A 20,822-nucleotide genomic window follows, 5' to 3' on the forward strand; every position below is an offset into this window, starting at 1 on the left:
CTCCGTTGCTCACGTATTCACTACATACGTTCCGCAACTCAAAACTGCGCCGCCTCGAACTTCTTGGTCCTTTTCAACCTCATTTTTATCACTCACTTCTTAACCACGAAAACTTTACCTTACTCAAGTTCAGAAATTAATGCCTCGATTTCATATTTCATTGGATCCAGCTTTAAGAGTTCCTTAAATACTTCGACTGCCTCTTGTCTTTTTCCGTCCTCCAATAAGAAATATCCAAACTCTTCTAAAAACTCTGGAGTTTCTTTAAAAGAAGTATATGCATGACGGTAATGGTTTAATGCATCCGAATATTGTTCTAATTTATTTTTTGCAAAACCGAGATCCCACTCAAATTGTTCATCATACTCACCATAGCTCATGACAGATTCTAGGCATTCCACGACATCCTCAAATCTTTCCTCACGCAATAAAAACTTTGAAAGCTGTAAGGTTGCTTCCACATAACCTGGGTCAATTCCCACAGCTGCACGAAGGTACTTTTCAGTATTTTCCTTATCACCTAGCAACATAGATATTTTACCAGCGTAGAAAGTAAGCTCTTTATTTAAAGATTCCACTTCAAGTCCTTCTAATAAGACCTTGAAGCTTTCCGTAAAGTTAGCTTCTTCTTCATATGCCTTTGCCAGGTATAAATAAAGAGAGGAATAGTCCGGGTCGAGCTCCTTTAGTCGTTCAAGTATTTCAATGGCTTTTTTATAATATTTCGCTTGATACGCGGTAACACCAAATCCAAACAATGTATTGCTATCTTCTTGTTTCTTGATGGCATCCTCATAATATGGTAGTGCTTCTTCAAATTTTCCTGTTGTACTATAACTCTCAGCAATTCGAGCGTTAACATTTACACCAGCTATTTCGTCACCATTCTGTAGAACTTTCTCATAGTAAGGAATACTTTTGTTGTATTCGCCATGACTTGAATACAATTCAGCTAAAGCAAAGTCAATGATTGTTTCATCATCGGACTTTTCCTTTGCTAACAGAAGCTTTTGTTCACTAACCTCAAATAACCCCTGCATTTGAAATAAATCCGCTTGTAAAACAAGGGATTCTAAGTATACGGGGTCATCCTCTGCAATTTGCTCTAAAATGTCAATTGCTTTCTCTTCCATGTCAAGGTCAATCAGAATTTCTGCTAAAAAAACAAATAATTCGCCTTCGTCAGGATATCGTGACATCAATTCTTCAACGATTTCTTTCGCATCCTCGACAAAGCCCCACTTAAAGTAATGTTCAGCAATTGTGTATTTCTCATCATCATTTGAGTACTCTCTAAGTTGTTTCAAGACCTTAAGTCCTTCTTCTACATTTCCATCTTCAACTAGCTGAATGGCGTTATCTAATTTATGCATAAATGATTAACTCCTCATATCTATCTCTCATTCACCAATACTTCATGATCATAGGAAGATACAAAATACCCAGGTTTTTTCACCTTACATTCATTACCAAATCCGGAACGAAAGTATACCTTAGTACCTACTTTTGTAAAATTCCCCTTGTGCATGGTGATAGTTGGTATAAGATTATGATAATCGAGAGTTGGCTTTTCATCAACTGAATAGCTTATAGAATCATGTTCATACAAATTGTAATCCAGTTCCCCGCCAACGCGAATATCGCCTTTATCGGGGTAAATCCCACTCTTTTTTAGAAAGTCTATGGACAGGGGTACATCCGCGGTTGGACAGAGAGGGATGGTAGGGATTCGATTATCGTCGGTGATCTCTTTCCAAATTAGTTCCTTTCGATTACTATTAAAAACAGTCTTCTCCTTCATCTTCCAATCCGGGATAATTGGAATTCGATAAGAATGATAGGATTCCCTAATCCAGCCCCAAGGTACGTTGAATAAATCTTCCACTTTATTAATCGTGACGATGATAACCGGAATTTTTTTTCGTCTACATGCAACCAGGAATGATGGCGTAAGGCTTTCGAGAGGAATACGGATACCTAAATAATAGTCAATAGGGCTATTTAATAAAAAGTGTTTTGTGCTATTAAGTGATTGTGCTATTTCATGCTCATTCTTTACATCACTTATCACAAGTAAGGTTGTACAACCTTTTCGCAAATAGTTTTCCGTCATTTCTTTCTTAAATGATTGAAATGAATATTCTTTTGTAAAGGAGTAGTTTATCATGACATGGCCAGGTGTTAATAAATATTGTGATAAGTTCGTTTTCATATAAGAAAGTCTTTTGAGGTTTTCTTTCATATAATCAACGCGGTGATTTTTTATAAGAATTGAACATGTGATGACCTTATTATTCTTAAGAACATTCGCTTTTTCTAATATATATGGCATCAAACCTCTCCTTTCGCATTTAGGCATACTAATCTTCTTAAGACAAGCTATGCGAAAGCCGGAGGATGTATGTTATTTATTCCTACAAATATGTAAAAAACCATGGAATATTAATTCCATGGGCCACTATGCATTAGTTTTCTACAATTAATCCATTTAGATGTTCAAAAAAACTTGGGTATGATACAGAGATGGATTCTGAATCAGATAGAGATACTTCATTATTTGCAATACATGCGGCAATAGCCAGCATCATCCCAATTCTGTGATCACCATGACTGTGTACCTCGCCACCAGTCAATTGTTTTTTATCACCATAAATAATCATTCCATCGTCAGTAGGTTCAATCACCGCACCTAGTTTAGAAAGCTCTCCGACAACCGTATCAATACGATTTGTTTCTTTCACTTTTAATTCCGCTGCATCTTTGATAACCGTTTTTCCTTGCGCTTGGCTAGCTAAAAGAGCGATAACTGGAATTTCGTCAATCAAACGAGGAATAATGTCTCCACCGATTTCAATCCCTGTTAACTCTGAAGTCTGAATGGTTAAGTCAGCAATTGGTTCATTATTCTCGATTCTCTCGTTACCAATCTCAAGACGAGCTCCCATTTTAACTAAAACATCAATAATTCCTGTTCGCGTTGGATTCATTCCTACATTTTTTAACGTAATTCGACTGTTTGGTACAATTGCTCCTGCAACTAGGAAAAAAGCGGCAGAGGAAATATCTCCAGGTACTTCAATATTTGTCCCTGTTAGCTTTTGACCACCTTTTAATTTTACAGTAAGGCCATCTTCTTCAACCTCACATCCGAAAGCACGTAGCATGCGTTCGGTATGGTCTCTCGATTTATGAGGCTCCGTTACAGATGTTGTCCCTACAGCGTTCAAACCTGCTAAAAGAATTGAGGATTTTACTTGTGCGCTTGCTACAGGAGAAGTAAAGTCTATCCCCTCTATGGAACCACCACGAATCGCTAACGGTGTAAAATTGCCGTCTTCTCTACCGTCTATTTTAGCCCCCATTTGACGGAGTGGGTCAGTCACACGTTTCATTGGTCTTTTGGCAATCGACTCATCACCGATCATGCAGGTATGAATCGGCACACCGGAAAGAAGACCAACCATTAATCTAGTCGTCGTTCCTGAGTTACCAGTATCCAGAACCTCAACTGGCTCACGTAGCCCATCGAAACCTGCTCCTTCTATCTCAACATGATTATGATCCAGTGTAATCTTTACACCTAATTTTTCAAAGCAGCTAATCGTACTTAGACAGTCATCCCCTAGTAAAAAGTTATCCACAACGGTTCTACCTTGTGCAATGGCTCCAAGCATAATTGAACGATGGGAAATTGACTTATCACCGGGAATATCAATTGAACCATTTAAACCAGTAATATTTGTACGTAGTTTTAGTAAATCCAAAATACCACCCCTAGAAAACATTTTCCATTAACCATTATATGTATCGTAACTAGTCTTGCTTTCAATACATATTTTAGCCTTCTGACGATCCTCATCACTTTGGAAGCTAATTCTTAGCACTCCATAGATTTCCTCTCTCGTCTCGATAATTCTAATATTTGTAATGCTTATCCTTTCCTGCGCAAGAAGTCCCGTAATTTCAGAAACGATACCTGGATAGTCCGGAATATCAACATATAAATCATAAAAGGAAGGGATCGCACCTTTTGTACGTGTAGGAAGTCCATCACGAAAATTTTTGGCATCCATAAAATAATCATAAATATAATCAGCTTTACCATTTGCCACGAAATTTCGGATTTTCTCCATCTCATCAATCCATTTTTCAAACAGATCTAGCAAAACACTTTGATTTTGTATTAATATATCACGCCACATTGATGGATTGCTAGATGCAATTCTAGTAATATCTCGAAAACCTCCCGCTGCTAATGGACGAACAAGATCATTTTCCTTATCATATTTTTGCGCTTGATGGACAAGACTTGCTGCAACTATATGCGGAAAGTGACTAATAACCCCAGCAACACGGTCATGCTCTTCTGGTGTCATAATCACAAAATTAGCTTTTGTTCCGTTTAATAAAACTTTTAACTGCTCAACAGCAAATTTACTTGATGGTTTCTCATTATGAGGGGTAAAAATATAAAAAGCATTTTCAAATAAATGCTCCTTTGCAGCAACAACCCCGCTTTTATGGGAGCCTGCCATCGGATGGCCACCAACAAAGCTGACACCAAGATTTTCAAAAGTGGAATCTGCAATTTGAACAATTTGTTGTTTTGTACTTCCCACATCTGTCACAATGACATCTTTTTTTAGTGGATATGAGCTAAGTTCATGAATCATATCTATTGTTTGCTTTACGGGAACTGCTATAAAAATAAAATCACATATATGTATTACATCCTCTAACTTCAGAACCACTTCATCAATCACTTTTAACGTTTTTGCTAGCAACGGTATTTCGGTATTAGTGTCAAAACCGTATATTTTAATGTCAGGGTGTTCCTTTTTTATCGCAAGTGCAATTGATCCCCCAATTAATCCAAGTCCAATGACTAAAACATTTTTATTCATCTTGTCGTCACCACCGTATAAGAAACACATAATGGGGGTTATGCTCAACCCCCATAGTCTTAGTTCTTTTGATTTTTAAGCATTTCTGTAAGTAATGCAATGAGTTCACTATTTTGTTCTTCTGTGCCAACTGTTATTCGAACGCTAGTTGGAAAGCCTAATGCATTTCCTGAACGAACAATAAAGCCCCGTTCCAATAAATAGTGAAATACATCATCCCCTGGTTGTTCAAAATTAATCAAAATGAAATTTCCGAACGATGGGTAATAAGCTAAATTATTTTCCTTACAGAATGTATAGAACTGTTGCAGACCTTTTTTATTTTTTTCAACGTAGGCTGTAATGAAGTCTTGATCATCCAATGCAGCTGCAGCTGCTAATTGACCAACACGATTGGAGTTAAAAGGCTGACGTACAGGTTCAATTTTGTTAATAAAATCACGATTTCCGATTGCATAACCAACACGCAGTCCACCAAGACCGTATGCCTTCGAGAACGTTCTTAAAATAAGAAGATTTGGATAGTCATTCAACAAGGAAACTGTATCCGGATAATCCTGTTCATCTACTGCAAACTCATAATAAGCTTCATCCATAATTACGAGAACATGACTAGGAACTTGTTTTAAAAAGGCATGCAATTTTTCTGAGTTAACATATACTCCTGTAGGGTTATTTGGTGAACACACCCACACAATTTCCGTATTTTCATCGATTTGCGCGAGCATTCCATCAAGATCGTGATGGCCATCAATTAGCTCAACCTCACGAACCTCAGCTCCTTCTATAATTGCATTATGCTTATACTGAGAAAATGATGGATGCGCCATTACAGTATTTTTCCCAGGTGCAAGTAATGCTGCTGCGATAATATGAATGACATCGTCTGATCCATTACCGAAGAGAAGCTGTGTGCCTTCCACATCTAAATGTTTTGCAAGCTTTTCTCTTAACTCAGTAGCATAGCCATCAGGGTAAATTGCAAATGAATCTAAGCTATTTTTTACTGCCTCTTTTGCATTGTCTGAGCATCCATATGGATTTTCATTTGAAGCTAGTTTCACAATCTTTTCTAAACCATATTCCCGCTTGACTTCCTCAATCGGTTTACCTGGTTGATATGGTTTTAAATCCAATAATTGTTCTTTGATATTCATTTCAAGCTACACCTCTTATCTTAATCAAATGCGCCTTGGCGTATTTGCTTCCGATTTTTCGAGCAAGTTCGAAAAAATTCCCTTTAAAAAATCGTGGCATCCGCCGGAGGCTTAAACTTTTTTCAGAGTATTTAGGACTTCTGCTGAAAAAAGTTGATAGGTTGCAAAACATCTTTAATAAAATTCTTGAAATGGTATAAGGCGGCAGCTCTTGTTTCCTCATTGACTAATTCAGGTAGATGCTCTTCAATTTTTCGGATAAGGGCACTTCCCATGATTACCCCATCGCAATGGTCCTTAAGTGCTTCTACTTGGGAAGAACTCGAGATACCAAACCCAACTGCCACTGGGATATCGCTATATCGTTTAACCTCTTTTAAAAATGAGTATACCTCATTGTTCAAGGAATTTCGAACACCTGTAACACCTAAAGATGATACGCAGTATAGGAATCCTTGTGCATGTGTGGCGATTTTTTCAATGCGGCTGGAAGAAGTTGGAGCTACAAGAGAAATAAACTTCAATCCCTCTTCCTCACACCTTCTTCTGAGGTCTTCACTTTCTTCAAAAGGAAGGTCTGGTACTAGCAATCCGTCTATACCATTTTGTCGCGCTAAAGCGAAAAAGTTTTCTTCTCCTAATTGTAGCACAGGATTGTAATAGGTAAAGATAATTACAGGAATTTTTAGTCCTTTTTTTCTCATTTTCGAGACAAGATTCATCGAATTTTCCAATGTAACTCCATTTTTTAAAGCCCGAGCAGATGCTCTTTGAATGACAGGTCCATCTGCTAATGGATCTGAATATGGAATTCCTAGTTCAAGGATAGAAGCACCTGCCTCTTGCAAGGAAAGTGCAATTTCAATCGTCACATCTGGATGTGGATCACCTGCAACGATAAATGGAATAAATAATTTTTCAGCCTTGGACAATCGGTTCGTAAAGGTTGTGTTCATTTGTAGCTCCTCCTTCTTCTAGGTATGTCATAAGGGAATGGACATCTTTGTCACCACGACCTGACAAACAAATGAGAATCGATTCTTCAGGTGACATTTCTTTCGCCATTTGAATAGCTTTTGCAATTGCGTGCGCAGATTCAATTGCCGGAATAATCCCTTCAACACGAGTTAGCATTTGTAAGGCATCAAGTGCTTCCTTATCTGTTACACTTTCATATTTAACTCGTCCACTACTGGCAAGAAACGCATGTTCAGGTCCTACTCCTGGATAATCAAGTCCAGCAGAGATCGAATATGGTTCTGTAATTTGACCGTGCTCATCTTGAAGAAGAAGTGTAAGTGAGCCGTGAATAATGCCCTTTGTACCTTTTGTAATTGTAGCTGCATGTAGGGAAGTATCCACACCTTTACCAGCAGCCTCAGCACCTACTAAGCGTACATCATCTTCTAAAAACGGGTAGAACATTCCCATTGCATTACTTCCACCACCAACGCATGCAACTACTGCAGTTGGCAACTTGTTTTCACGTTTTAGGAATTGTTCTCTTGCTTCATCACCAATGATCCGTTGGAAATCACGGACCATTTTTGGATATGGATGAGGACCAACTACCGATCCAATCATATAATAGTGATCCTCACAATGCTGGACCCAATATCGAATGGCTTCATTTGTTGCATCTTTCAATGTTTGGTTACCACTAGTAGCAGGAATTACTTCAGCACCTAAAAGTCTCATTCGGAATACATTAAGTTTTTGTCTTTCAATGTCCTCCACACCCATGAAGACCTTACATTCCAACCCAAACTTTGCAGCAACTGTCGCAGCGGCTACACCGTGCTGACCAGCACCCGTCTCAGCAATAATCTTTTTCTTTCCCATTCTTTTGGCAAGGAGAGCTTGACCAATGGCATTGTTAATTTTGTGTGCTCCGGTATGATTTAAGTCCTCACGCTTTAGATAGATCTTAGCCCCACCCAGTTCTCTTGTTAAATTGTCAGCAAATGTAAGTGCTGTTGGACGTCCTGAGTATTCTTTTAAAATACGAATATATTCATTATGAAATTCCTTATCCTTATAGGCTTCTTCCAATGCCTTTTCTATTTCTTCCAATGGCATCATCAATGTTTCAGGTACAAATTTCCCCCCAAAATCACCGTATCTTCCATTTTTATTAGGTACGTTCAACACATGTATCCACCCATTTCTCTATTGTTTGTATGATCGTGTCATCTTTTTTACCTTCACATTCAATTCCACTTGAGATATCAAATCCATCAATCTCATAGCTAAGTAGTTCTTCGATATTAGTAGAATCAATTCCACCCGCTATGAGACAGGGAACTCCCTGTTCTCTTGCTTCCTGCTGATAAACAGGGATGGACTTCCAATCAAACGAAACCCCAGATCCCCCCCACATATTTGCAACCTTTGTATCAACAACATATCCATCAGCAACACCGGCAAACTCCTTCATCCTCTGAATACCTAGCTCATCATGATGAATGACCTTCCATACGTGTAAACCCGTTTTGTTTTTAACTTGTTTAATAAAATCAACTGACTCCGTTCCATGGCATTGAATAACGGATAATGAGACTTTTGCCAATACATCTATGATTTCTTTTAGTTCTGCATTGACAAAGACCCCTACCGTTTTTTTATCCCGTAAATCCAACTTGCCCAACCATACACTGACATCCGCAGACTTTACTTTGCGTTTACTTTTCGCAAAAATAAATCCGATGTAATGAGCATTGCTTTTCGCAACAACCTGTACATCTTCAAACGATTTATTCCCGCAATATTTAATGAGAGGTTGTTGCATAGGGAACCTCACCAAACATTTGTTTAATCCCGATTCCAGGGGATGATGCTCTCATAAATGCTTCTCCAATTAAAGCAGCCTTTGCTCCATATCGAATAATGTCTTTAAGATCCTGTGGAGTATGAATTCCACTTTCACTAACGACTAAACTGTCTGAAGGAGCATCATTCACGATTTCTTCTGTATGGGTAATCGAAGTTTCAAATATTTTTAAATTCCGATTATTAACACCTAGAATTTCCGGGGTAAAAATGCTGCAAACCCGTTCCAAAGTTTCTCGTGAATGGACTTCAACTAAACACTCTAATCCCCTTTCATAAGCTTCACAATAATACTCATGTAATTGATTAGGAGCGAGTGCTTCTCCAATCAACAAAATAACATCGGCCCCCATTTTTTCACTTTGTTTGATTTGCTTTGCATCAACAATAAAGTCTTTACGTAACACGGGGATGTTTACTTTTTTCTTAATGTCCATTAAATAATTAATCGAACCTTGAAAAAATCGCTCATCGGTTAACACAGAAATCGCATCCGCTCTAGCTTCCTCGTATTCCATAGCAATCGCGACTGGATGAAAATCTTCCCGTATGATCCCCTTTGAAGGTGATGCCTTTTTCACCTCGGCAATAATCCCAAGTGAACGATTTGGGTTAGAAAGTGCGGAGTTTAATGACTTTCTTTCAACCTCACAATCTATTTCAGGGTAGTTGATGTTTTCCACTTCAACTTTCTTTTGTTCAAGTATTTTATTTAGCATAGTACTCCACCTCACGACTTCTTAGTTGCTCAAATTGATTTCTCGCAATTCCAGTTACAATGGCTTCTCTTGCCAACTCTACACCTTCACGAATACTATTTACTCTTCCAGAAACATAAATCGCTGCTCCTGCATTTAATAAAACAATATTCGTAGCACTTTGATTAGCCTTACTATATAAGACATCCCGTAATAGGTTTGCACTTTCAACAACAGAAGAAACTTGAATATCTTCCATGTTTCCACGTGGAAGGTCAACATCTTCAGGGGACAGGACAAATCTTGTAATCTCTCCATCTTTTAATTCCACAACATCTGTTTCAGTTGTAATGCTGCATTCATCTAGTCCATCACGACCTGAGACGAATAAAACGTGCTCAGAACCGAGCTTTCCAAGGGCATTTGCCATTTTTTCAGCATAATCTGTTGAATAAACACCCAGTACCTGTTTTTTACATCTAGCCGGGTTAGCCATCGGTCCTAATAGATTAAAAATGGTACGAAATCCGATTTCCTGTCTAGGTGTAACCGCATGCTTCATTGCAGCATGGTATATAGGTGCAAACAAGAAGCTCATATTTCGATTGCTTAATGCCTCTTTTGCCTCTTTTCCAGTTGATTGTATTTCAACACCTAAATACTCTAAAACATCGGCACTACCACTTTTAGATGAGACTGCTCGATTTCCATGCTTTGCAACCTTTATTCCTAAGGAAGATACAACAATTGCTGATGCTGTTGAAATATTAAAGGTAGAAGCACCGTCCCCGCCTGTTCCACATGTATCAATCACTTGATCACTTTCATAATCAAGCTGCATCATATGCTCTCTCATTGCTCTAGCAAAGCCTGTAATCTCATCAACCGTTTCACCACGAAAACGGAGAATCGAAAGCAAGCTCGCAATTTGACTAGCTGTTGCTTTTCCGGACATGATTACATCCATCACTTGATAGCTTTCTTCTTCCGTTAAAACCTCTCCGTTGATACATTTATTTAAAAGTTGTTTAAACATGAATATCCTCCTTCTCAAAAGCCTCTTGAGCTAGTTGAATGGTTTGAATCAATGCACTCGCTTTATTAACCGTTTCCATCCATTCGTGTTCAGGTACCGAATCTGCGACGATTCCCGCTCCTGCCTGGACATATGCTACACCATCTTTAATGATCGCTGTTCGAATTGTAATACATGAATCAATATTTCCATCAAATCCAATATAAGCAATGGCACCGGCGTACAAGTTTCGTGCGGTTGGTTCTAGTTCTGAAAGAATTTGCATCGCCCTAATCTTGGGTGCTCCAGATACAGTTCCAGCTGGAAAGGCAGCAAGTAATGCATCCAGTGGGTCAATTTTCTCATCTAACACACCTGTTACCTTTGAGATAATGTGCATAACATGTGAGAATCGACCAACCTCCATAAGTACAGGCGTTTCAACCGAACCAAATGTAGACACCCTGCCGATATCATTTCTTGCTAAATCAACTAGCATATAATGCTCTGCCTTCTCTTTTTCATCCTGAAGCAATTCTGTTGCAAGTGCTTCATCCTCTTCTTTCGTCTTCCCTCTCCGTCTGGTCCCTGCAATCGGGTGAATTTCAAGATGCTTATTATGAATTTTAATTAAGCGTTCAGGAGAACTCCCAACAATCTCTATGTCATTGATTTTGATATAAAATAAATAAGGTGATGGATTTACCATCCGTAAAACACGATAGAGCTGGAATCCGCTTACTGAAACCGGAATCTCAAAACGCTGTGATAAAACAGCCTGAAAAATATCTCCAGCGGTGATATAGTCTTTTATTTTGTTAACCGCATCTAGAAAATCTTGTTTTTCAAAGTTGGTTTTGATATCAGTCACATTCGGTATTTCATGTAGTTTTGGGAGCAGTAACATTTCGCTTTGCTCTTTGTTTTGAATAATTCGCGATAAATACATATTGATTTTTGAATTGGCATGTTCAAAAACGGCTTTTTGAATCCGTTTATCTTCGCCACCATTCAATCGAATAAAATGAACGACAATCAATTCACGCGAATGGTGATCTAACGCCAAAATCGTTTCACAAAAGAAAAATTGGTAGCGTTCCATATTTAAATCATTGTTTGAGTGTTCTTCAACTTTTTCAAAGGTTGAGATTGCATCATAGCCAATATAACCAACTGCCCCTCCATAAAAGGGAATTTCGATATCAAGCGGCTTTATGACGAGATAATCCTTGATCCAGTTAAAGGCATCCTTCATTGTGTGTTTTTTTACCAAACTCTGTTGATTTTCGTTTTTTACATAATAATGACCGTTCTTTTCATTCATGAACAGAAATGGTTTTAAGCCGATAAATGAATATCGCGACCAATCAGATTCATGGTCCTTACTTTCAAGAAGAAAGGATGCTTCGTTCTTTAAGTTTTGAAAAATTTGAATGGGTGTCAACGTATCAACTAAGAAACGTTTGACGATTGGAATTGTCCGATATAGCTTAGCATCGGACTCAAACGAGGAAAAATTATACGTATTCAATAGGCTCACTCCTCCATGTAATATGGAGAATGAGGTTTAGGAGGTATATAAAATTTGGGATCGCTTTTTATAAAAAACGATAAAAATAAACAACCCAAAGACACGTTCGTATCTTTGGGTAGAAGTAAACATTGTAAACTCTGCTAACCTCAGCTAAACTCTCTCATTCTCGTCTACCCTAAACTCAACTCTAAATTCTTAACTGAAAACTCACTAAACTCTAACTATACTAAATGTACTAAATGTTTTAATTATCTTATCGTATGCATTCCCTATTTGTCAATGCATTGCTTTTAATTATTTTCTTTGACAGTTGTAAGATCTGGTCGAAGCACTACAGCTCCACCTTGGTAAATATGCTGGATTTCTTGTTGTTTTGCGGTTGTATTCACTGTCATCATGACACGAATGCACATTGGAATCGATCCCGGAACCGGAATCTCTCTCATGCTCATTACCGGAACAAATGACCAACCATCAATTTGTCTTGCAGCGGCTGCAGGAAAAGCCGCATCAATATCATCTGTTACTGAAAATACTATTTGCGCAACATCTTCTGCATCAATCTTGTTTTCAGAAATCATGTCACGTAAAAGTTTTTCAGTTGCAGCTAAAATATCTTGTTTATTATTATTTTCAATTGTTGTAGCACCACGTATTCCCCTTATCAACTCTGCCCCTCCTTTTGCGTCTTGCTACCTACTTAATGAAACTCCTTCAAGAATTGAAGTAGTTGTTCATCACCTATATCCTCAATGGCGGTTTCGCCAATATTTTTTAACAAGACCATCTTCACTTTTCCAGAGGTAGCTTTTTTATCATGTTTCATACGCTCAAGTAGTTTTACTCGGTCTAACCCTTCAGGAATGGCTGTAGGGAATTCAAATAAACGAAACCATTCCCTAATCTTTTCGGACGATAGATTGGTATGAAAGATTTTTTCGCTCACCTTTAATGCAAAAATCATCCCAATTGCAACTCCGTCTCCATGGGTAATCCTACCATAGCCTGACTCTGCTTCAATTGCATGCCCTAGCGTGTGACCAAAGTTCAAAATGGCACGGAGTCCTTTTTCTTGTTCATCCTCGGAAACAACTCTAGCTTTTACAGCTACACCCTTTAATACAGCATATTGGAGCTTTTCACCTTTTAGGTCCTCAAGAGATTGTATTTCCTCCGTAAGCCACCGGTAAAATTCCCGGTCCCAAATGAGTCCATGTTTAATAACCTCTGCAAAACCTGAGCGAAGCTCTACCCTAGGTAATGTCTTCATCAATTCAATATCGTAAAGAACCGCATTCGGTTGATGAAATGCGCCTATCATGTTCTTTCCAAGTTCATGATTAATTGCAACCTTACCTCCAACCGCACTATCATGAGCAAGTAATGTTGTTGGAATTTGGATAAACGGAATGCCGCGCATAAAAGTTGCTGCAACAAAGCCAGCTAAGTCCCCAACTACACCTCCACCTAAAGCAAGGATCACAGAAGTACGATCCAATCCTTTTTCAAGTGCAAAGGTCTGGCATTGATAATATACGTCGAAGGATTTTGCATTCTCTCCAGCAGGAATTACAAATGATAATGGCTCGTCGTATTGTTGCTTAAGGATGTTAAGCACTTTATCCAAATATAGTTCCGCAACAGACTCATCACTTATAACAAGTATCTTCGAAACCTGTTTACATGTATCCTGTATCAACTTGGGAAGTTGATCTATTATTTCAGTCCCAATGTACATCGGATACGTTTTCGATTTTGTAGCAATGGTCAATTTGTCCATTAAAATTCCCTCGAATACTCACGCATTTTCGTTACATTTTCTTGAATTAAATCGATTCGATCTTGTCCAAATTGTTCAACAATTGCATTTGCAACTTCCCAAGCTACGACTGCTTCAGCAACAACGGAAGCTGCAGGAACTGCACAGCTATCGGATCTTTCAATACTTGCTTCAAAAACTTCCTTTGTCTCAATATCTACACTTTTTAGTGGCTTATATAAAGTTGGAATCGGCTTCATGACACCTCTTACAACGATCGGCATACCATTTGTCATACCACCTTCGAAGCCGCCTAAATTATTTGTTCTTCTCTGATAACCACTTTCTTTATCCCAAATAATTTCATCATGTACTTGACTTCCTGGGATTCTTGCTGCATCAAAACCGATTCCAAATTCAACGCCTTTAAAGGCATTAATACTTACCATTGCAGCTGCAATCTTAGAATCAAGCTTTCTATCATAATGAACATAGCTTCCCACACCTGCAGGTACGCCTTCAACGATGACTTCTACAATTCCACCAATCGAGTCACCATTTTTCTTTGCTTCATCAATGGCGTTCATCATTTGCACGCCTGCTTCTTCATCAAGACATCTTACTGGTGATTCTTCTGATTTTGTTTTTAATTCTTCAATGCTCGCATATGTTGTATTCTTAGCTCGTACACCGCCAATTTCAAGTACATGTCCAGCTACTTTGATTCCTAATGTAGCTAAGAATTTTTTAGCTACAGCGCCAGCGGCAACACGCACTGTTGTTTCACGTGCAGAGGATCTTTCAAGAACATTTCGCATATCACGATGGCCATATTTCAAGGCTCCATTAAGATCTGCATGCCCCGGACGTGGACGTGTAATTTTACGTTTGATCTCTTCAGATTCCTCATCGGTTATTGGTTCAATGCCCATAATTTTTGTCCAGTGCTTCCAGTCATTGTTCTCAACGACTAATGCAATAGGTGAACCTAATGTTTTACCGTGTCTTACCCCACTAACAATTTGTGCTTGGTCTTTTTCAATTTGCATTCTTCTACCTCGACCATGCCCTTTTTGGCGTCTAGCAAGCTCAGTATTAATATCCTCAGTAGTTAGTTCAAGACCTGCAGGTACACCTTCAATGATTGTTGTAAGCTGCGGCCCATGTGATTCTCCAGCTGTTAAATATCTCATTTATGTTACCCCCTTGTATGTTAAAGTAAAAATAAATTTCACTTTCGTAATTTAAAGCGATTATGTATCAATATATCATAATCTTTGTATAACAGGATAGATTTTTTCAAAAATTTCTATGATTATGCATCTACAAATATAAAGGAATCGAATTTACCAAATGGCAAATTCGATTCCTTTATATTAACAAACAATAATAGATTTGTCATTTTTCTGACGTTTTAATTTTTTCTATAAAAGAACGTATCTTCTGTCTCTAAGCCATACGATGCTGGATTGAAAATTTGTTCGGTGCTTCCAACAAATAGAATACCATCCCTTTTAAGAGCTGCACTAAATTTATTATAGAGCATATCTTTAGCCTCTTCGGTAAAATAAATTAATACATTTCTACACACGATTAAGTCGAAATTCGTTTCAAAGGAATCAGATAAAAGATTATGCTTTTTAAAATTTACTGCCTTTTTTAAGTCGGAATGGACGTTATAAAAAGTGCCATCTTGAGTGAAATAGCGTCTCTTCATGTCAGGAGGAACCTCTTGAAGCGAGCGTTCTGGATATACTCCCATCCTTGCTCTTGCAAGAATATTTTCGTCTATATCCGTAGCTAAAATAGATATTTGATGTAAAGGTAAAAATTTTGAAAGAATCATTGCAAGAGTATAGGGCTCTTCACCAGCTGAACAGGCTGCACTCCACACTTTAAGCTTCCGATTCTGTTGAAGTAGTTTTGGAAGAATCTTTGTTTCTAATACTTCCCACCGTTTCGCATTCCGATAAAACTCTGATACATTAATCGTCATTCGATCTAAAAACTCGTGTAACAACTCTTTGTCTTTATCAATTCCTTTAAAGTATTCCTGAAAGCTTGAAAAACCTCGTTTTTCATACAACGAAGTCAGTCTTCTAACCATTTGAGCTTCTTTATATAAAAGTAAATCAATACCTGTTTTTCTTTTTACCTGCTCGGCAAATAACGTATAATTCTTGTCCATAGTTTCTCCTCGAAAAAATCATCATAGGGGTGAATGTTTCTTTAGAAAAACCAGCTCCGAATAGAGCTGGTTTGGTTAGATTAATAAATCCAGTTATTAATTAGCTTATCGTATGCTACTAATTCTTCCTCTTTGAAGAATAATGAAATTTCACGCTCGGCACTTGCTGTTGAATCAGAACCATGAATAACGTTCTTTCCAACTGTTAATCCAAAATCACCACGGATAGTACCTGGAGCTGCATCCTTAGGATTTGTAGCACCCATCATATGACGAGCAGTTGCAATTACATTTTCACCTTGCCAAACCATTGCAAAAACTGGTCCAGATGTAATGAATTCTACTAGTTCTCCAAAGAACGGTCGCTCTTTGTGCTCAGCGTAATGTTCACTCGCAAGCTCTTCTGAAACCGCCATCAATTTAGCTCCTACTAATTGAAAGCCCTTTCTTTCAAACCGTGATACAATTTCACCAATTAATTGACGCTGTACGCCATCCGGCTTAACCATTAAAAATGTTTTTTCCATAAGATCTCCACCCCACCACAATTATGTAAAATAGTCTTTTTTTAGCGACCAATCAAAATAGTAACACTATTTTGATTGGTTATCAATGTTATTCCTAAAATTTTCTTTTTCCAATATATTTTGCGACATTAAAAAGCGTATTTCTGGCACGACAAGGAGGTAATTCCCCCAAGATTTTGTATGCTTTTTCTAAATATCTATTACTTAAAGCCTCTGCTTGCTTTATTGCATCTGATTGTTTAATAGCATGAATTAAAGGTTTAATCTCAGCAGCTGTTGTACGTTCAGACACTTGAACAATTTGTTGTTTAAGGCTTTCGTTTTTCATCGCATATAAAACTGGCAACGTAATATTGCCTTGCATTAAATCGCTACCAGCAGGTTTGCCCAATTGTTCATCGGTACCCGTAAAGTCTAAAATATCGTCTGTGATTTGGAAGGCCATTCCTACATAATAACCATATAAAAACAGTTTTTGATGAACCTCTGCAGGGACATCTGCAGCTACCGCCCCTAATTGACAACTGCTCGCAATTAATAGAGCCGTCTTTCGCTTTATTCTACGTAAATAGCAGCGTAAATTTTGATCAAAACGATATTTATCTTTGATTTGTTCGATTTCACCTAAACAAACCTCAACAATGGTGTGTGCAAGCAGTTTATGTAATAAGGGATTGGGAAGCTTTGTAATAATTTCTAATGAACTCCCTAGAATATAATCTCCCGCATACATCGCTATCTTATTGTCCCATTTTGCCTTAATGGTAGGCTTGCCTCGTCGAAGATCCGCGTCATCAATCACATCATCATGCACAAGCGATGCCGTATGAATCAGTTCAAGTGTTACGGCAACATTTTTAATTACATCAATATTGTAATCCCCAAATTTTCCTCCTAAAAGGACAAAAACAGGGCGTAGTCGTTTGCCACCAGATTGTAATAAATGCAACCCAGCCTGTTGAAGAACCGGATGCTTCCCTTTGATGGACGCCTCTAGTTCTTTTTCAATAATTGCTAAATCTGTATTCAAATACGAATACATCAAAGATAATTTCATCAGTTTCACCTTAGTCTAAAAAATATGACGCGTTCATCCATTTCTTTTATAACCTAAATGCATTGCAGCTACACCTAAAGTGTAAGGTTTCACTTCAATGTCGGTCAAGCCTGCTTCCTGAAACATTTTTGTGAGTTCCTTCATACCTGGAAAATCACGTGCAGATTCCTGAAGCCATGAATATTCCTTAAAGCTTTTTGCAAAAAGCTTCCCAAAAACCGGCATGATAAACCGAAAATAGAAAAAGTATAACTGTCTAAAACCAATCATTGTTGGCTGTGAAGTTTCTAAGCACACAACTTTTCCCCCAGGCTTAACTACCCTTTGCATTTCTTTTAAGACAGTCATGTAATCAGGAACATTCCGCAGACCAAAGCCAATTGTTACATAATCAAAGGAATTGTCCTCGAACGGGAGATCCATCGCATTACCATGTATTAATTCCACCTGATTTAACTTTAACTTGTCTACTTTTTCTTGACCTATTTTAAGCATGTTTTTACTAAAATCAAGACCGATTACTTTGCCCTTAGGACCAACCTTCTCAGCGAGGGCAATGGTCCAATCAGCAGTGCCACAGCAAAGGTCAAGTGCAGATGAGCCCTCTTGGACATCCATTCGCTTCATTGTATCCTTACGCCATGCTATATGTTGTTGGAAGCTGATAACAGAATTCATTTGATCATAGTTTTTATATATTTTTTCAAACACATGATGTACACGTTGTTCTTTAGATTGCTCCATAATTACCCTTCTTCCACGCTTCTTTTCAATGATAGTGTTGTACCTTTAAGAAGTACTTCATTTATTCGATTTCGTAACATTTTGTTTATTCTAGGGTTGATCTCTAAGGATTGTTCTAGCTTTTTACTTACAAGAGAAAGGTGCTTGTTATATTCAAACATAACTTCTGATTTTTGATCTGGTTTTCCCCTCGAGACTATTTTTTTTAGAGTCTTAAAAAGAATCGAATTTCCACTCTCTATATAGAGGTCTCTCTCAAGTAGAAGTCTTTTTAACAATAAAAAATTTTGAACGAGTTGTTCCCATTTATTTATTTGAAAGCTTTTCACGATTTTCCCGAAGACAGCTGATTCGACCGCTGTCACACATGAAAAAAGCTTGTCTATTTGCTCATGATCCATTTGATAATAATAAATTTTAGCCTCATTTACGTCTTTAATACCTTCTGCGAGTATTCGAATGAAGGCGATATCGGTAGCTTGAGCAAGAAGATAATAATACAATCCACTAAAATAATCTCCTGCCAAGACGGCCAACTGTTGACCGCGCATACGTTCATCTGAATAGGTTAGTCGATTGGGGACTGTTTCATGGGTATCTAACGCTTGCTGAACAAGCATAGTGGTTACTATATAATTTGTTAATTGCTCTTTTGGAAGAAGCAAATCCTCACATATGGAGTATAACAATAATAGTTTATCCTCATCTATACTAGGTGTTTCCATATATCTTTGAAGGTATGAATGTCTTGTTTTGTTCTCAATACGCTCCTTAAGATCAGCAACTATTTCCTTGATGTCATGCAAATCAATCACCCTTGTTTCCCCAATTTAAATAACCATTTATCTATGTTCAAGTTCTTTATCGTTAGTCTTTATAAAACAACGTTAATTATAACATACATCACTTAGATTTTCTCTTAGTTTTATTTATTCCAAAAGAAAAAGCAGGATTTACCTGCTTATTTTTTAGAATCTGATTCAGTTTCTCCGTGACTAGTTTGAATGATTGCGTGCCCTCGTACTTTGATTGCTGAGGTATGTTCAGTAAATTGTGCAATCATGACTTCACCTTTATCTAATTTCTCCGAATGATGAAAGCGTGTGTCAGATCCTCTTGTTAATCCGATTACATTCACTCCATCTTCGACTGCTTTGATTACAATAAATTCTGAGTTTGTATTATTGCTCATCCTTCTTCACTCCTATGAATGCTATGTAAGGGGATGCTCAAAAATTGACTAAATGAAATACGTTGAATTTTTGAACACTCACAATAAAAGAAACATTTCATCTCATCCAACACTTGCTTGGAAGATGAGTGAAATCGATATCTTTTTTACTATCTCGTACTTTTTTACGGATGTCAATTATTAATTAATGATAATACCTCACTACGAGCGGCTGAATCCTTTTGTAATATTCCTCGAACAGCAGAAGTCACGGTTTTTGCCCCAGGCTTTTTGACACCACGCATTGTCATACACATATGCTCTGCTTCAATTACAACCATTACTCCGTGAGGTTGAAGTGTTTCAACAATAGAATCAGCGATGGTTGAAGTGATTCTCTCTTGTAATTGAGGTCTTTTAGCTACAGCTTCAACAGCTCGTGCAAGTTTGCTTAAGCCTGTTACTTTACCTCCTTTAGGTATGTAGGCAACATGAGCATGACCATAAAATGGAACAAGATGGTGCTCACACATCGAAAAAAACGGGATGTCTTTTACAAGTACCAATTCTTCATGTTCTTCTCCAAAAACTGTTTGAAAGTATTCTTTCGGATCATCTTTTAAGCCTGAGAAAACTTCAGCATACATTTTAGCAACACGTTTTGGTGTATCAACTAGCCCTTCTCTCTGTGGATCTTCCCCAATCGCTTCTAAAATCATCGTAACGGCTTGCTCTATCTTTTTATAATCTACAGAAGTCATTTGCCAACCCCTCCTCATATCACATACTATCAGTTCATTGATTCTAGCATATTTATGGTTATAAAACAAAAAAGAGTCGCAAGACGACTCTTTTTGTATCTTTCACATAGTTTCTATGTAAAATTATTTTACTGCATCTTTAAGCGCCTTTCCTGGTTTAAATGCAGGAACCTTGCTTGCAGCGATTTCGATTTCTTCACCAGTTTGAGGGTTACGACCTTTACGAGCTGCACGCTCACGTACCTCAAAGTTACCAAATCCGATTAACTGAACTTTGTCTCCACCTTTAAGAGCTTCAAGGATAGAATCAAAAACTGCATCAACAGCCTTTGTAGCATCCTTCTTAGAAAGCTCAGCACTCTCAGCTACAGCGTTAACTAATTCTGTTTTGTTCATGACATTCACCTCCTCCCAAATGAAGATTTTAAATCATATGAATGATCTTACATTGTTCTTAAAGCTTTATGTCATCAAGTAT

Annotated in this window: 22 protein-coding genes; all 22 read right to left on the reverse strand. The window is 37.8% G+C overall.

Annotation, left to right across the window (positions count from 1 at the left end):
- Positions 1-119: 119 nt before the first annotated feature.
- Positions 120-1,373: a tetratricopeptide repeat protein gene (locus RGU12_RS14405; protein WP_309536709.1), complete on the reverse strand. Its 1,254-nt coding sequence runs from the start codon at positions 1,371-1,373 to the stop codon at positions 120-122.
- Positions 1,374-1,393: 20 nt separating this feature from the next.
- A complete protein-coding gene (locus RGU12_RS14410; protein ID WP_309536710.1) occupies positions 1,394-2,332 on the reverse strand; it encodes a hypothetical protein in 939 nt (312 codons plus the stop codon).
- Positions 2,333-2,465: 133 nt separating this feature from the next.
- Entirely contained in the window at positions 2,466-3,764 is a 1,299-nt protein-coding gene (aroA, locus tag RGU12_RS14415) for a 3-phosphoshikimate 1-carboxyvinyltransferase (protein WP_309536711.1), read from the reverse strand.
- A gap of 27 nt (positions 3,765-3,791) precedes the next feature.
- Positions 3,792-4,904, reverse strand: a complete 1,113-nt coding sequence (locus RGU12_RS14420) for a prephenate dehydrogenase (protein ID WP_309536712.1) — start codon at positions 4,902-4,904, stop codon at positions 3,792-3,794.
- 59 nt (positions 4,905-4,963) lie between these two features.
- Positions 4,964-6,061: a histidinol-phosphate transaminase gene (gene hisC, locus RGU12_RS14425; protein WP_309536713.1), complete on the reverse strand. Its 1,098-nt coding sequence runs from the start codon at positions 6,059-6,061 to the stop codon at positions 4,964-4,966.
- A gap of 131 nt (positions 6,062-6,192) precedes the next feature.
- Positions 6,193-7,017, reverse strand: coding sequence for a tryptophan synthase subunit alpha (gene trpA / locus RGU12_RS14430; protein WP_309536714.1), 825 nt, complete (start codon positions 7,015-7,017; stop codon positions 6,193-6,195).
- The gene (gene trpB / locus RGU12_RS14435; protein ID WP_309536715.1) at positions 6,980-8,212 is read right to left on the reverse strand and encodes a tryptophan synthase subunit beta; all 1,233 of its coding nucleotides are present in this window, start codon (positions 8,210-8,212) and stop codon (positions 6,980-6,982) included. Before trpB ends, trpA begins: the two co-directional genes overlap by 38 nt.
- Positions 8,196-8,849: a phosphoribosylanthranilate isomerase gene (locus RGU12_RS14440; RefSeq protein WP_309536716.1), complete on the reverse strand. Its 654-nt coding sequence runs from the start codon at positions 8,847-8,849 to the stop codon at positions 8,196-8,198. Before RGU12_RS14440 ends, trpB begins: the two co-directional genes overlap by 17 nt.
- Positions 8,830-9,609, reverse strand: coding sequence for an indole-3-glycerol phosphate synthase TrpC (gene trpC / locus RGU12_RS14445; protein WP_309536717.1), 780 nt, complete (start codon positions 9,607-9,609; stop codon positions 8,830-8,832). The genes RGU12_RS14440 and trpC overlap by 20 nt, the downstream gene beginning before the upstream one ends.
- On the reverse strand, positions 9,599-10,624 hold the full coding sequence (gene trpD / locus RGU12_RS14450) for an anthranilate phosphoribosyltransferase (RefSeq protein ID WP_309536718.1): 1,026 nt from the start codon (positions 10,622-10,624) through the stop codon (positions 9,599-9,601). Before trpD ends, trpC begins: the two co-directional genes overlap by 11 nt.
- The gene (gene trpE, locus RGU12_RS14455; protein WP_309536719.1) at positions 10,617-12,134 is read right to left on the reverse strand and encodes an anthranilate synthase component I; all 1,518 of its coding nucleotides are present in this window, start codon (positions 12,132-12,134) and stop codon (positions 10,617-10,619) included. The genes trpD and trpE overlap by 8 nt, the downstream gene beginning before the upstream one ends.
- Positions 12,135-12,427: 293 nt before the next feature.
- Positions 12,428-12,805, reverse strand: coding sequence for a chorismate mutase (aroH, locus tag RGU12_RS14460; RefSeq protein WP_309536720.1), 378 nt, complete (start codon positions 12,803-12,805; stop codon positions 12,428-12,430).
- Positions 12,806-12,837: 32 nt separating this feature from the next.
- Entirely contained in the window at positions 12,838-13,917 is a 1,080-nt protein-coding gene (gene aroB / locus RGU12_RS14465) for a 3-dehydroquinate synthase (protein ID WP_309536721.1), read from the reverse strand.
- A complete protein-coding gene (gene aroC / locus RGU12_RS14470; RefSeq protein ID WP_309536722.1) occupies positions 13,917-15,089 on the reverse strand; it encodes a chorismate synthase in 1,173 nt (390 codons plus the stop codon). Before aroC ends, aroB begins: the two co-directional genes overlap by 1 nt.
- A gap of 221 nt (positions 15,090-15,310) precedes the next feature.
- Positions 15,311-16,084 (reverse strand): CheR family methyltransferase, encoded by a 774-nt coding sequence (locus tag RGU12_RS14475; protein ID WP_309536723.1) that lies wholly within the window; start codon positions 16,082-16,084, stop codon positions 15,311-15,313.
- A gap of 80 nt (positions 16,085-16,164) precedes the next feature.
- The gene (gene ndk / locus RGU12_RS14480) at positions 16,165-16,611 is read right to left on the reverse strand and encodes a nucleoside-diphosphate kinase (protein ID WP_309536724.1); all 447 of its coding nucleotides are present in this window, start codon (positions 16,609-16,611) and stop codon (positions 16,165-16,167) included.
- 94 nt (positions 16,612-16,705) lie between these two features.
- Positions 16,706-17,668, reverse strand: a complete 963-nt coding sequence (gene hepT / locus RGU12_RS14485; RefSeq protein WP_309536725.1) for a heptaprenyl diphosphate synthase component II — start codon at positions 17,666-17,668, stop codon at positions 16,706-16,708.
- Positions 17,669-17,701: 33 nt separating this feature from the next.
- The gene (locus RGU12_RS14490; protein WP_309536726.1) at positions 17,702-18,412 is read right to left on the reverse strand and encodes a demethylmenaquinone methyltransferase; all 711 of its coding nucleotides are present in this window, start codon (positions 18,410-18,412) and stop codon (positions 17,702-17,704) included.
- A gap of 2 nt (positions 18,413-18,414) precedes the next feature.
- A complete protein-coding gene (locus tag RGU12_RS14495; protein ID WP_309536727.1) occupies positions 18,415-19,227 on the reverse strand; it encodes a heptaprenyl diphosphate synthase component 1 in 813 nt (270 codons plus the stop codon).
- A gap of 146 nt (positions 19,228-19,373) precedes the next feature.
- On the reverse strand, positions 19,374-19,604 hold the full coding sequence (mtrB, locus tag RGU12_RS14500; RefSeq protein ID WP_116352376.1) for a trp RNA-binding attenuation protein MtrB: 231 nt from the start codon (positions 19,602-19,604) through the stop codon (positions 19,374-19,376).
- Between the two features lie 173 nt (positions 19,605-19,777).
- The gene (gene folE, locus RGU12_RS14505; protein ID WP_309536728.1) at positions 19,778-20,344 is read right to left on the reverse strand and encodes a GTP cyclohydrolase I FolE; all 567 of its coding nucleotides are present in this window, start codon (positions 20,342-20,344) and stop codon (positions 19,778-19,780) included.
- Between the two features lie 123 nt (positions 20,345-20,467).
- The gene (hbs, locus tag RGU12_RS14510; RefSeq protein WP_057997427.1) at positions 20,468-20,740 is read right to left on the reverse strand and encodes a non-specific DNA-binding protein Hbs; all 273 of its coding nucleotides are present in this window, start codon (positions 20,738-20,740) and stop codon (positions 20,468-20,470) included.
- Between the last annotated feature and the right edge of the window lie 82 nt (positions 20,741-20,822).

It is taken from the genome of Ferdinandcohnia sp. QZ13 (genome assembly GCF_031324165.1).
GTDB lineage: Bacteria > Bacillota > Bacilli > Bacillales > Bacillaceae_L > Ferdinandcohnia.